This window comes from Mycobacterium sp. 360MFTsu5.1, from assembly GCF_000383495.1.
Classification (GTDB): domain Bacteria; phylum Actinomycetota; class Actinomycetes; order Mycobacteriales; family Mycobacteriaceae; genus Mycobacterium; species Mycobacterium mucogenicum_B.
The window spans coordinates 247704-260056 of sequence record NZ_KB911469.1 but is presented as its reverse complement, the minus strand read 5'-3'; the positions used below and the strand labels follow the sequence as shown (position 1 = coordinate 260056).

Below are 12353 nucleotides of genomic sequence, written 5' to 3'. Positions count from 1 at the left end.
CCCCAGAACCCCACTGGCTCAGGGCAGTACGGTGTGCAGCAGCATCACGTTGTACGCCGACCACAGCGACAGTGTGAAGTACAGGTCGCGACCGTTGGACCACGGGTGCAGGTACGGCGCGTAGACACCGCCCGGGAACTGCTGCGACGACACCACCAATTGCTCTGGGCCCCAAGGCCCTTGCGGTGTCGGCGCGGTACGGATCACCACGTCGGACAAGTTGTTGCAGTACATCGCCAGGTATTGCTTGAGATAGGTGTTGTACTGCACCGACATCTCACCGACCGGACCGGGAATGATCGGCGAGGCCGCACCGGGGTTGTTGGGCACCCACGACTGGCTCTCGTTGTTCCAATACTCGTACTTGCTCATGTCCGGCAACAGGTTCTGCGGTACCCGGGACACATAGGCGTTTCCGACTCGGCCAGAAGGGGTTCCGTACGAATAGATGTAGCCGTCGCTGCCCTTCAGGAAGGCGCCCTGCTGGAAGTTCTCGTTCCCCGGCAGGTACGCCACGCGCGACACGCTGTCGGGCGCCATGGGCCGGACGCTGCTGGGGTACACACCCCAGTTCTGGCCGTTGTCGTTGGAGACGGCGATCGCCGAGTAGTTCGTCGTCCACGCGCCGGCGCTGTCCCAGTTCTTGATCGACATGAAGCTGGCGTACTGCGTCTTGCCTACGGAGACACCGGAAGTCGGGATGATGCCCTTCTCGACCGGCGCCCACCGGATGGTCGGGATGGTCTGCTTGGCCAGATTCGGCTGCCACTCGGGTGAGCCCGAATAGGGGTTGGTCACCGAACCGGGCGGAATGTGGATGCCGTGCGACAACGTGCGGTCGTTGGTGCGGAACATGGTGTTGTAGCGCCATTGCTGATTGGGGGTGGCGCAGTAGCCGTATGTGTCACCGAACATCATCAGCACCTGGTTGTTCACCGGGTCGCCGTTGTCCCACATGATGCCGAGGTCGGTGCCGGAGATGCCGAACCGCTGCAGGGTGTCGCCACCCGCGCTCTGGTCGCCGGTCACCCAGCCGACCAATGACGTGGTGCCCGCGTCGATGGCCGGCGCGGGTTCTGCTCCGGGCTGGGGTTGCGCCGCGGCGGGGGCGGGCTGTGCCGCGCGCGGTTGGACCGGCGGCTGCGGCACGCGGGGCTTGCCGGGCAGCACGCCCGCCTGCTGTTGCACGGTGCCCTGGGTGAAGGCGCTCAGCAGCGACCGGGACAACTTGCCCAGAGTCGGCAGCGGGGCCTTGTCGTTCGCGTTGCTCGGTCGGTGGCCGCCCGACGGCGGCCGCATGACGCCGCTCGAGGGCACCCCGTTCGGTGGCAGGACGCCCGCATTCGGGCCGGTGCATGGATCGGCGGCTGCGCGTGGCGGCGCGATGCCGACTGCTCCACCGAGAACGACGGCGGCCGTCAAAGCCACCGATGCAATGCGAGGACGCGGCGACACGGTCACACCTTTCGGATGGCGGGCGGCGCTCGGACGCCAGCGAGGGGCTTTTGTGACCATAGTTATCAATGGGGCTGTTGAGGCCTCTGCTGTCGGGATGGGTACCCATCTGTAACCACGTCGCGATCGTTCACCTGGCGTTTGCCCGGCGAAGGTGACCCGCGTCGCAGTGCCGGAGCGCACCGGCTGTGCCGCGCGGCCGGATCGTCGTCCGACCTAGACTCCAGCCATGACTGCCGCCCAGCGCGAACGTGCCGCACTCGTCGAATCCCTGCGCGAGCACGGGCCCGATGCACCCACTTTGTGCGAGGGCTGGACCGCTCGTGATCTGGCGGCGCACCTGGTGGTGCGGGAACGTCGGCTCGACGCCGCGCCCGGAATTCTGGTGCCGCAGCTGGCCGGTTACACCGAACGCGTCCAGGCGCAGGTGACCGCATCCACCGACTGGGAAAAGCTGGTCGACATGATCGCTGCGGGCCCGCCGCTGTACTCGCCGTTCAAGCTGCTCGACCCGTTCGTCAACGTCGCCGAGATGTTCATTCACAACGAGGACGTCCGCCGGGCTCAGCCGACGTGGGAACCGCGCGAGCTCGACGACCGGCTGGTGTCCGCGTTGGCGGGGCAGGTGGCGAACATGGCGCGAATCGGGATAAAGAATGCTCCGGCGCGGATCGTGCTGGTCACGCCGGACGGCCGCCGACTGGCCGCAACGGGCCGCGGCGCCGAGGTGACGGTGACCGGCGCGCCAGGGGAGCTGCTGCTCTTCGCAGCGGGTCGCGGGCCGGCTCAGGTGGCTTTCACCGGGCCTGACGAGGCCGTCGCCGCGGTCCGGGGTTCGAACCGCGGATTCTGACTTTCAGCCTCTAGAAAGCACAACGCGGCTCGATCCCGAAGGATCGAGCCGCGTTGTTCTGGCTTCTGATCAGAAGTTGTTGCAGGTGTTGGCCACGTTCAGCACCAGGTCGGTGTACTGAGCGGCGCCCGGGGTGTTGTACGCCCGGGTGATCAGGGCCTTGCGCTGCTGCGGACCGGAGGCGATCAGCTGGTGCAGGTAACCGACGCCGATCGGGTTTGCCTGCAGCTCGGCGGCGGCACCCGGGTCGAGGGCGGTCAGAGCGGCGATCACCTGCGGGTAGGTGCAGGTCGAGTACATGATCGGGGTGGGGTCCGGCTGAGCGGTGGCGACTGCGCCGCTGGCCATGACAGCGACCAGTGCCGAGCCCGCGCCGACCATCATCCGAGTGGTGAAAGACATTGTGTATTCCCCTCCCGCACCAGCTAACCGATGCGACCAAAGTGATTGATGACTACGTTAGCAGTTCTATCGACCGTCTGTGGCTGTGCGTTACAGCGCCTGAACGAGCAGTCCGTGCGGGTTCTGGGTGGCATGAGTGGCGGTATCGGCGACGGTCGGTATGTGCGCATCGGCCAGGTGCAGACACCCCGATGTAGGCAAACCTAACCTAAACAAAATCGGGTAGGCTCGCCGCTGAAATGACCGAGATTGATCAGGGGCCGGTGCTACCGCGCGAGTTGACCTCACTGTCCGCTGAAGTGCGCGCGGTGGGTGCACCACCCGTTCCGCAGCTGGCAAGCCCGTGGGCAGTGCGCCTTGTCGACGCTGACGCCGACGCCGAGATGCTGTCCGAATGGATGAATCGACCGCATCTGGCCGAGGCGTGGGAGTACGACCGACCGCCGGAGTGGTGGCGACGTCACCTGCAGGCGCAGCTCGACGGTGAGTACTCGCGGCCGTTGCTGGTGAGCTACCAGGACAAGGCCATGGGCTACCTCGAGCTGTATTGGGCCGCGAAGGATTCCATCGCGCCTCGATACGATGCCGATCCCTACGATCTGGGGCTGCACGCCGCGATCGCGGATGAGCGCTTCGTCAATCGCGGCCTGGGACCGATGTTGATGCCCCAGGTGCTGGCCAGTCTCTTCCAACTCGTGCCATCGTGCCGTCGGGTGATGTTCGATCCCGACCATCGCAATACCGGTGCGCGCCGGCTGGTCGAACATGGCGGCGCCGAATTCCTCGGTGAACACGACATGGCCAACCGCAGGATGGCGCTGTACGCGCTGGCGCGCCCAGCCAGCTGACGTCGGGCCTGCCCTGTATATAGAGGGAGTGGCAAAAAGGCTTCTGCTGTTGCTGGCAGTGCTCGCCGTCGTGGGGGTGTGCGCGGGACCGTGGTTCTACCGAACCCAGATGGAAGGCGCCCCGGCTCCGGCCCTGACCTTGCCGTCCACTCATCGACCGGCCAGCACGAACCTCGACGGTAAATGGATCGTGGCCGCGGGTCCTGACGATGAGGCCAACCGCTCCCAGGCCGGTTACCGCGCCCGGCAACAACTGCTGTGGGAAACCGTGACCGTCACCGGACGGACCAACTCGGTCCGGGGCGACGCGACTGTTGCCGGTGGCACCCTGCAGGCAGCGAGCTTCGTCGTCGACGTGGCAACCATGCAGTCGCCGCACCGCGGCCGTGACGACAGGTTCCGCGGCACCGACGTGATGGACGCCGCCAAGTTCCCGACGGCCAAACTCGCCGTCCTCGACCCGGTCGACCTGTCGTCCATCGCCGGTGACGGCATGCCGACGACCATGGAGGTTTCGGCGCAACTGACGCTCAAGGGCGTCGCCCGGCAGGTCGCGGTGCGCCTCGATGTGCAGCGGTCGGGCAACGGGGTCGTGGCCGTGGGCCAAATCCCTGTCACCTTCGCCGATTACGGCATCGTCCCCCCGGCGCCGCCGGGGGGAGTGCTCGCCGTCGATCCCATCGTCACCATCGAATTCCTGGTGAATCTCGTCAAGCGATGAACGGTGAGGACGTCACCGCGTCGTACCCCTCGTAGTCAGGCCGCATTCCCGCGGCCACGAGTTCCCAGAGCACCTCGTCGGTGCCGCCGCCGACCCGGGCGAGCTTCATGTCACGCCACCACCGGCCCAATGGTGTCTCGTCCACCAGATATCCGGCGCCGCCGAAGATGTGCATGCACTCGTCGACGACCTCGACGCCGAGCCGCGCCGCGGTGACCTTGATGGCCGCGGCCGCGCGCAGATCCATGCGCCCCTGCGCGGCCAGCCCGGCCAGGCCGTAGCGCAGCAGATCGACCCGCGCGTGCAGGTCGGCCAGTCGCATCCGCAGTGCTTGATGCTCGTACAACGTGTGGCCGAATTGGCGCCGTTTCATCATGCGGGCTAACGTGATTCCGATGATCCTGCGGCAGTTGGCCTCGATCTGACCGGCGACTGACAGCCGCTCCTGCGCCAGTCCCCAGGAGATGGCGGCCAGGCCGGTGCCCGCCCGCGCCACCAACGCTTCTGCCGGCACCCAGGTGTCGATGTGGACCGCCGCGGTATCGAGTGGACCGGCGCCCACCTTGCGGTAGGGCGTCCGTACCTCGACCTGCGCGGTCGGCACGGAGATCACCACGACGCTGCCATGGCGGCTCTCCGGATCGTGGTCGACGCTCCGGGCGACCACCATGATGTGATCGGCGATGGGCGACAGCGACACGAACTTCTTGGTGCCGCGGACCTCGAAACCGCCACGCGCGGAGACGACTTCGGTCTCGGCGATTTGCAGGTCCGAACCACCCGACTCTTCCGACGCGCCGATGCACAACACGGCATCGCCCCGGATGGCCTGCTCGGTGATGTCGCGCAGATAATCGGACCTGCCGAATCTGCGCAGGATGGCGATGGCCGAGTCATGCAGACTGACCCCGACACCGATGCCCGCGGATCCGAGCTTGCCCAGTTCCCCGGCGAGGGCGAAGACCTTCGCCACGTCCGGATGCTGGCTGTCGCCCCACTTGGCGGCGAAAACCTCCGACTGGCCCAGGTATTCGATGAGCTTGCGCGGAAAGCGTTCGGTTTCTTCGGCTTCCGCAGTCCATTCGCGGACCCGGTCGTCGAAGACCTCACTCAGCAGCTCGCGATAGCTCTCGGTGGTGCGGGCCTCGAAAGTGGTCACGATCCCACCGTCTCCAGGGTGCGACGGACTTCGAGGCGCCGGAGTTTGCCCGACGAGGTTCGCGGCAGGGAACCCGGTTTGAGGAACACCACGTCCGCCGGCACGATGCCGCACTCGGAAGCGACCAGGGACACCACTTGGCTGCGGGCGGTCGACTCGTCGTCGCCCTTGAACTCTGCGGCAATCACCAAACCCTGCCGGGCGCCCGCGTCTTTGGTGCCCACAGCCACGACGGCGCCCTCGCGCACACCATCGGCGCGGGCGGCCACCTGTTCGATCTCGGTCGGGAAGATGTTGCGTCCGGCCACGGTGATGAGTTCTTTGAGCCGGCCGCACACCACCAGGCCGTCGGCGGTGACGTAGCCGAGATCGCCCGTGGCGAACCATTCTTCGCGGTCGACGGGTTCCTGTCCGAGATAGCCGGCCATCATCGAGGTGCCGCGCACCTGAACTTCGCCCACGTCGCGTCCGGTGAGCTCATGGGGCACGTCCGTGGGAGCGATGCGGACTTCCATACCGTCGATCGGCCGGCCGAGCACCGCGTACCTGCGCACGGCGGTGTCGCCGTCGATCGACACGGTGACATCGTCGCAGCGCAGGCCGCCACCCGGAGCGGGAACGGTTACCGCGCAGGTCGATTCGGCGAGCCCGTACGACGGGCACAGGGCGTCCGCGTCGAAGCCGAACCTGGCCATCTCGGTCGCGAAGCGGTTGGTGCCGTCGCAGTCGACGGGTTCGCCGCCGTTGAGTGCGAACCTCAGCGCGCCCAGGTCGACATCGGTGACCAGGCGGGCGTACTTGCCGAGCAATCCGAACGCCATGTTCGGGGCCGCGGTCATGGTCGCCTTGCTCTCGGTCAACCACTTGAGCCAGTTGAACGGCGACGCGGAGAACGCGGTGGTGGGCGCCTGCCAGAGCTCGCCGCCGCCGAGCGTCATCGTCAGCATGAACGCCAGGCCCATGTCGTGGTAGATCGGCAACCACGAATGTCCACGATCGGCGTCGGTGACGCTGATCCGCGCGACCAGTCCACGCAGGTTCGCCAACGCCGCGTCCGCGGGGATCTGCGCGGTGCGGGGTGTGCCGGTCGATCCCGCGGTGCCCTGCAGGATGCCGAAGTCGGCGGTGCGACTGGCGAGGTAGGTCGTCGAACGACGTTCGTGGGCAATGGTATTGACGTCGTGTAGGTGCGTGTCACCGGTGCCGGTGCGCAACAGGTCGAGGTGCTTGCCGTGGCTGAGCACCGTGCCGATGCCGATACCGGCGAACCTGTTCAGGGTGGCGTCGGCCCAGGCGGCCGTGTCCGCGCCGCGTACCGGTCCGGGCAGGATGGACACGGCGGCGCCGGCGAAGATCGCGCCGTAGATGCCCGCCAGGAATTCCACCGTGGGCTCGCCGACCAGCCCGATTCGGCTTTGTCCGTCGATGTGTGCAGCGACGTTCTCGGCGCGGGCGTGCACCTCCTGCCAGGGATACCGTTGCCAGTCACCAGTTTTCGGATCGAGGGTGATCAGGTCGCGCGTGGACCGGGTCATCACCTCGGACAGGGCGGACGCGAGGCTCGAGGCGCTCATGAGCGTTGGGCGGTAGGCAGTTTCGCGGCGATGGCGTCTTCGAGGTCGCCGACGGTTTCGCTGCTCAGCAGGTCTTCCTCGGACAATGCGACGCCGAAGCGGTCTTCGATCGCGACCATGCCCACGGCGAAAGCCACCGAGTCCAAACCGACATCGTTGATGAGCCGGGATTCGCGGGTGACGCGTTTGATGTCCACGCCCATGTCGTCCTGCATGATCTTGGCCAAGCCAGTGCTTACCGATTCAGCTGTCTCCATGTCGAGGGACCGTAGCTGACCGAAAGTGTTTAGGCTAGGCTTACCTTCTAGCCAAGGAAGTGTCCCAGACTGGTACTACCGTCCCGGTTTCCATTGTCGATGGAGACCAGCGCCGGCACCCGTTCGCAGGTGACCACGCCGTGGTCGGCGGTCACTTCGTCGATGAGATCGAAAGCGGTAGAGATGTTTTCGGGGGTGTCGACCACGATTGTCGTGACAGGGACCTGGCGGCCGAGCTGAAACAACCGGTCGCCATGCGGTGTCCGTCGGTCATGGAAGCCCCAGATGCCACGCAGCACCGTGACGCCGCGGCTGGCCTCGATGGCGCGCAGTCGGCGCACGATCTCGCGGTGCGCCGGCTCGCCGCCGTGCAGCGTGTCCTCGGTGGTGTACACCATGAGCTTCTGCCATAACGGAGTTCCGTCGGCGTCGTGCGCCGGCAGCGCACCTGGGCGGGCCAGGAGTGTCCCGGCCTGCTTGCACAGCTCGGCCCGCTCCACCGTCACCAACGGGTCGGACAGCAGCCGCTCCAGCTCGGGCAGGACCGCGGCCGCGCGGTCGCCGTCGCCGATCGCGATGATCATGACGGGAACGTCCGTGTTGCGGTTCAGGAATCGGGCCCGTTCGCGGCGGCCGCGGACCGTGCCGTCGACCCCGAGAAAGACGGAGGCGCAGGCGAATCCGCTGCGGTGGAGCAGGTCGCACACCGCGATGTGGGCCGGCCGACCATTGATCCGGTGCTGGCGGCCGACATAGACGGTGAGCTTGGTGTGCGCGCCGACCTTTGCGGTGGTGAGCAGGCGCGCGCGTTCGAGCGTGACCAGTCCGCGCGTCGTCAGCTCCACGGTTTGCTCAGCCAGTCCGGCGATCTTGTCGGCGGTGTCCACCGCGGCGATTGCCACCGGCAGGTCCTCGGACTGGCTCAGGGTCTGATCGGTGCGCAGCTGGTGCCGTGGCCCGAATCCCGCGATGCCGCGCAGCACCACGCTCGTGGCGACATTTTCGGCGGCGTAGAGGTCGAGCAGCTCCTCGGCGAGGAAGCGGCGGCCCTGATGACGTTGGCGCTCACCGAAATACGTGGTGAGTTTCAGGTAGTCCGTGGAGTCGCTCACAGCAGGCCGCCCATCCATATTCCCAGCGCCGCGGCGGCCAGGCCCAGCACCACGCTCGCCACGATGTTGGCGAGCGCGAACCAGACCTGTCGTTCCTCGCCGAGGCGCTGGGTTTCCAGCATCCACGTCGAGAACGTCGTGTAGGCGCCGACGAACGCGGTACCGGCCAACAAGGCGACATTGGGAGGCAATGCCAGACCGCCGAAGAAGCCGAGTAGCCAGGCGCCGCTGAGGTTCACCACGAACGTGCCGTACGGGAAGCTGCTGCTCTTGCGTTTCGATACCGCGCGGTCCACCAGGAACCGCGTCACCGCTCCCACGCCACCGATCAGCGCGACGCCCAGCCAGATGACCGCCGTCATGCCCGCACCCGGACTCGTCGGACCAGGACGGTGGCGAGGTAGACCGCGGCCAGGCCGGCGATGATGCTGGCCACCGTGTAGCCCGCGGCCAGCCCGTAGGCGCCGTGTTGGAGCATCCGCACCGTCTCGACCTGCATCGTGCTGAACGTGGTCAGGCCACCGCACACGCCCGTGCCGAGCAGCGGGCGCTGATAGCTCGATACCGGTAGTCGCTCCAGCAGCCGGGTGGTGAAGTAGCCGAGCAGGAACGCGCCGACGATGTTCACGATGAACGTGGGCCAGGGCCAGTGCGCGGGATGGGGCGCGGCGAAGACGGCGAGGGCGGCACGCGCGACGGTACCGATGGCGCCCCCGACGAACACGGCGGCCAATTCTCGGTTGTCGTGGCCGAACATGAAGCAAAAGTATGGTGGCAGACCGTCGACAGGTGCACACCGGGGGAGAACCGGTAGCAGAATCGAGGCCATGACGGCCAACCCGCGCGCCGGCCAACCGGCCCAGCCAGATGACCTGATCGACGTGGCCCACGTGGTCACCGCCTACTACACCGTGGCGCCCGATCCCGAGAACGTCGATCAGCAGGTGGTCTTCGGCACGTCGGGCCACCGCGGATCGAGTCTGGACGCGGCGTTCAACGAGCCGCACATCCTGGCCACCACACAGGCGATCGCCGAGTACCGCGCCGCGCAGGGCACGACCGGACCGCTGTTCATCGGCCGTGATACCCATGCCCTGTCCGAGCCGGCCTGGGTCACGGCGCTGGAAGTGCTCGCCGGCAACGAGGTCGTCGCGATGATCGACGCCGCCGACCGCTACACGCCCACACCGGCGGTCAGCCACGCCATCTTGACCTTCAACCGCGGCCGGGAAGGCGACCTCGCCGACGGCATCGTCGTCACCCCCTCGCACAACCCGCCGCGCGACGGTGGCTTCAAATACAACCCGCCCAACGGCGGCCCGGCCGACACCGATGCGACGAGCGCGATTGCCAAGCGCGCCAACGAGATTCTGCGCGACGGGCTGCGCGACGTGAAGCGGATGCCGCTGGCACGTGCGCTGGGCTCGACGGAGCGGCACGACTACCTCAATGCCTACGTCGAGGATCTGCCGAATGTGGTTGACCTGCATGCCATACGCGCAGAGGGGGTGCGCATCGGCGCGGATCCGCTCGGCGGCGCCAGCGTCGACTACTGGGCCGCCATCGCCGAACGGCACCAGTTGGACCTGACCGTGGTGAACCCGCTCGTGGACGCGACCTGGCGGTTCATGACGCTCGACACCGACGGCAAGATCCGGATGGACTGCAGCTCGCCGAACGCCATGGCGTCACTGATCGCGAATCGCGACCGCTACCAGATCGCCACCGGCAACGACGCGGACTCGGACCGGCACGGCATCGTCACGCCCGACGGGGGCCTGCTCAACCCGAACCACTATCTCGCCGTGGCCATCGACTACCTGTACACGCATCGGGCCGGGTGGCCGGGTTCCACCGCGGTGGGCAAGACCGCGGTCAGCTCGTCGATCATCGACCGCGTGGTGGCCGGGCTGGGGCGCCAGCTGGTGGAGGTGCCGGTCGGCTTCAAGTGGTTCGTGGACGGATTGCTCAGCGGCACAATCGGCTTCGGTGGCGAGGAGAGTGCCGGGGCGTCGTTCCTGCGCACCGACGGGAGCGTCTGGACCACCGACAAGGACGGCATCATCCTGGCGCTGCTGGCCTCGGAGATCCTGGCGGTCACCGGTAAGTCGCCGTCGCAGCGCTACGCCGAGCTGACCGAAAAGTACGGTGCCCCAACCTATGCCCGTATCGACGCGCCGGCCAACCGCGAACAGAAGGCGCGATTGTCGAAGCTGTCGGCCGAACAGGTCACCGCGACCGAGCTGGCGGGCGAACCGATCGTCGCCAAGCTCACGGCGGCGCCGGGCAACGGCGCGCCGCTGGGCGGGCTGAAGGTGACAACCGAGAACGCCTGGTTCGCCGCGCGGCCCTCGGGGACCGAGGACGTCTACAAGATCTACGCCGAGTCGTTCAAGGGTCCGGAACATCTGGCGCAGGTTCAGGCCGCCGCGCGGGAAGTGGTGAATACAGTCATAGCGTGAGCGCTGTAACGGAGGGCGACTGTCCGACCCCGACCCGACTGCCGGCCGAGATCTGGGTGCTGGCCGGCGCCAACATCGTCATCGCACTCGGCTACGGCGTGGTGGCCCCGGTACTGCCGGCGTACGCCCGCAACTTCGGTGTCAGCATCAGCGCGGCGACGTTCGTCATCACCGCGTTCGCCGCGATGCGGCTGATCTTCGCGCCGCCCAGCGGCCTGTTGGTGCAGAAGCTCGGTGAGCGGCGTGTCTACCTCACCGGCCTGCTGATCGTCGCGTTGTCGACGCTGGCCTGCGCGTTTGCGGAGACCTACTGGCAGCTGTTGGTGTTCCGATCCCTCGGTGGTGCGGGCTCGGCAATGTTCACGGTGTCGTCGCTGGCGCTGATGATCCGGCTGTCGCCGTTCGACGCCCGTGGCCGGGTGGCCGGGTTGTTCTCGAGCGCATTCATGATCGGTGGCGTGGCCGGGCCGGTGGTCGGCAGCTTGACCGCCGGGTTGGGTCTGTCCGTGCCGTTCGCCATCTACGGGGCGGCGCTGGTGGTCGCCGCGGCCGTGGTGTTCGTCAGCCTGCGGAACTCGACGCTGGCCGCGCCGGACGAGGAGGCGGTCGGGCCGACGGTGTCGGTGCGAACCGTGCTGCGTAACCGCGCCTATCAGGCCGCCCTGCTGTCGAACCTGGCGGCCGGATGGGCGGCGCTGGGCCTGCGCGTGGCGCTGGTGCCGCTGTTTGTCGTCGACGTGCTGCACCGCAGCGCGGGCATGGCCGGCCTGGTGCTGGCGATGTTCGCGATCGGCAACGTCTGTGCCGTGATTCCCAGCGGGCACCTGTCCGACCGGGTGGGCCGCCGCAAATTGATGATCGTCGGCTTGACGGTGTCGGCCGCCTCGACTGCGCTGCTCGGCTGGACCACGTCGCTGCCGGTGTTCCTCGTGATCGCGTTCGTGACGGGTGCGGCGAGTGGCGTCTTCGTCTCGCCCCAGCAGGCGGCCGTCGCGGACATCATCGGCAACCGGGCTCGCGGCGGCACCGCCGTGGCGACCTTCCAGATGATGTCGGACCTCGGCACGATCGTCGGCTCCCTGGCCGCCGGACAGGTCGCCCAGCGCGTGTCCTTCACCGCCGCATTCGGCGTCGGCGGGGTGATCCTGCTGGCGGCTGCGGTGTGTTGGTCGCTGGCCCCGGAAACGCGTCGATCCGGTGACGACGAGGAGACCCCGATCTGTCCACTGGGCCACGAGCCGGTGGAAGGGTCCCTCTGACCAGCCGTTTTGTCGACCGTGGTGCCAGTGGTGTAGCTTCATCAGGCACCACTTAAGGGGCTATGGCGCAGCTGGTAGCGCACCACACTGGCAGTGTGGGGGTCAGGGGTTCGAGTCCCCTTAGCTCCACAAGTAAAACCCGTTCTGACTCCGGTCAGGGCGGGTTTTCTCGTTTCACAGCGCGCTGCGGTTGATCCTGCGGCAGCGCAGAACTCGTAATTCCTCAGTAACACCGGTCCACGAAGCTGTAC

Annotated in this window: 11 protein-coding genes, 1 tRNA gene and 2 pseudogenes; 6 read left to right on the top strand and 8 right to left on the bottom strand. The window is 67.3% G+C overall.

Going from position 1 to position 12353, the window contains the following annotated elements; genetic code table 11:
* Nucleotides 1-18: 18 nt before the first annotated feature.
* Nucleotides 19-1455 (bottom strand): glycoside hydrolase family 183 protein, encoded by a 1437-nt coding sequence (locus H289_RS0120365; protein ID WP_029105500.1) that lies wholly within the window; start codon nt 1453-1455, stop codon nt 19-21.
* 229 nt (nt 1456-1684) lie between these two features.
* Here H289_RS0120365 and H289_RS0120360 point away from each other — a divergent pair, with 229 nt between their 5' ends.
* Nucleotides 1685-2308, top strand: coding sequence for a TIGR03085 family metal-binding protein (locus H289_RS0120360; protein WP_020102664.1), 624 nt, complete (start codon nt 1685-1687; stop codon nt 2306-2308).
* Nucleotides 2309-2377: 69 nt separating this feature from the next.
* Here the strand turns inward: H289_RS0120360 and H289_RS0120355 are convergent, their stop codons facing one another.
* Nucleotides 2378-2710, bottom strand: coding sequence for a hemophore-related protein (locus H289_RS0120355; RefSeq protein ID WP_020102663.1), 333 nt, complete (start codon nt 2708-2710; stop codon nt 2378-2380).
* 239 nt (nt 2711-2949) lie between these two features.
* Here H289_RS0120355 and H289_RS0120350 point away from each other — a divergent pair, with 239 nt between their 5' ends.
* A complete protein-coding gene (locus tag H289_RS0120350) occupies nt 2950-3558 on the top strand; it encodes a GNAT family N-acetyltransferase (RefSeq protein WP_020102662.1) in 609 nt (202 codons plus the stop codon).
* Between the two features lie 28 nt (nt 3559-3586).
* Nucleotides 3587-4279 (top strand): YceI family protein, encoded by a 693-nt coding sequence (locus H289_RS0120345; RefSeq protein ID WP_029105499.1) that lies wholly within the window; start codon nt 3587-3589, stop codon nt 4277-4279.
* Here H289_RS0120345 and mbtN read toward each other — a convergent pair.
* The 6 genes and pseudogenes from mbtN to crcB (H289_RS0120315) all read right to left on the bottom strand — a co-directional run bounded on the left by mbtN (nt 4269) and on the right by crcB (H289_RS0120315) (nt 9138).
* Nucleotides 4269-5438, bottom strand: coding sequence for a mycobactin biosynthesis acyl-ACP dehydrogenase MbtN (mbtN, locus tag H289_RS0120340; RefSeq protein WP_020102660.1), 1170 nt, complete (start codon nt 5436-5438; stop codon nt 4269-4271). The two genes, H289_RS0120345 and mbtN, sit on opposite strands and share 11 nt — an antisense overlap.
* Entirely contained in the window at nt 5435-7012 is a 1578-nt protein-coding gene (mbtM, locus tag H289_RS0120335) for a long-chain-fatty acid--ACP ligase MbtM (protein ID WP_020102659.1), read from the bottom strand. The genes mbtN and mbtM overlap by 4 nt, the downstream gene beginning before the upstream one ends.
* A pseudogene (locus H289_RS0120330) lies at nt 7009-7284 on the bottom strand (acyl carrier protein); the annotation flags it as partial. The pseudogene H289_RS0120330 and the gene mbtM, both read right to left, overlap by 4 nt.
* A gap of 32 nt (nt 7285-7316) precedes the next feature.
* The gene (locus tag H289_RS0120325; protein ID WP_029105496.1) at nt 7317-8399 is read right to left on the bottom strand and encodes a DUF190 domain-containing protein; all 1083 of its coding nucleotides are present in this window, start codon (nt 8397-8399) and stop codon (nt 7317-7319) included.
* On the bottom strand, nt 8378-8743 hold the full coding sequence (gene crcB / locus H289_RS0120320; protein ID WP_020102656.1) for a fluoride efflux transporter CrcB: 366 nt from the start codon (nt 8741-8743) through the stop codon (nt 8378-8380). Before crcB (H289_RS0120320) ends, H289_RS0120325 begins: the two co-directional genes overlap by 22 nt.
* On the bottom strand, nt 8740-9138 hold the full coding sequence (gene crcB, locus H289_RS0120315) for a fluoride efflux transporter CrcB (RefSeq protein ID WP_020102655.1): 399 nt from the start codon (nt 9136-9138) through the stop codon (nt 8740-8742). Before crcB (H289_RS0120315) ends, crcB (H289_RS0120320) begins: the two co-directional genes overlap by 4 nt.
* Before the next feature lie 70 nt (nt 9139-9208).
* Here crcB (H289_RS0120315) and pgm point away from each other — a divergent pair, with 70 nt between their 5' ends.
* From pgm to H289_RS0120300, 3 genes and pseudogenes are all read left to right on the top strand, one after another.
* Nucleotides 9209-10843, top strand: a complete 1635-nt coding sequence (gene pgm / locus H289_RS0120310; protein ID WP_020102654.1) for a phosphoglucomutase (alpha-D-glucose-1,6-bisphosphate-dependent) — start codon at nt 9209-9211, stop codon at nt 10841-10843.
* A pseudogene (locus H289_RS30905) lies at nt 10840-12098 on the top strand (MFS transporter); the annotation flags it as partial. The gene pgm and the pseudogene H289_RS30905, both read left to right, overlap by 4 nt.
* A gap of 60 nt (nt 12099-12158) precedes the next feature.
* Nucleotides 12159-12231, top strand: a tRNA-Ala gene (locus tag H289_RS0120300).
* Nucleotides 12232-12353 lie beyond the last annotated feature (122 nt).

Excerpts from the sequence above, each read along its gene's own strand:
- H289_RS0120360 (WP_020102664.1), top strand. The coding sequence starts at position 1,685 with ATGACTGCCGCCCAGCGCGAACGTGCCGCACTCGTCGAATCCCTGCGC.
- crcB (WP_020102655.1), bottom strand. The coding sequence starts at position 9,138 with ATGTTCGGCCACGACAACCGAGAATTGGCCGCCGTGTTCGTCGGGGGC.
- H289_RS0120350 (WP_020102662.1), top strand. The coding sequence starts at position 2,950 with ATGACCGAGATTGATCAGGGGCCGGTGCTACCGCGCGAGTTGACCTCA.
- pgm (WP_020102654.1), top strand. The coding sequence starts at position 9,209 with ATGACGGCCAACCCGCGCGCCGGCCAACCGGCCCAGCCAGATGACCTG.
- H289_RS0120355 (WP_020102663.1), bottom strand. The coding sequence starts at position 2,710 with ATGTCTTTCACCACTCGGATGATGGTCGGCGCGGGCTCGGCACTGGTC.
- mbtM (WP_020102659.1), bottom strand. The coding sequence starts at position 7,012 with ATGAGCGCCTCGAGCCTCGCGTCCGCCCTGTCCGAGGTGATGACCCGG.
- crcB (WP_020102656.1), bottom strand. The coding sequence starts at position 8,743 with ATGACGGCGGTCATCTGGCTGGGCGTCGCGCTGATCGGTGGCGTGGGA.
- H289_RS0120325 (WP_029105496.1), bottom strand. The coding sequence starts at position 8,399 with ATGGATGGGCGGCCTGCTGTGAGCGACTCCACGGACTACCTGAAACTC.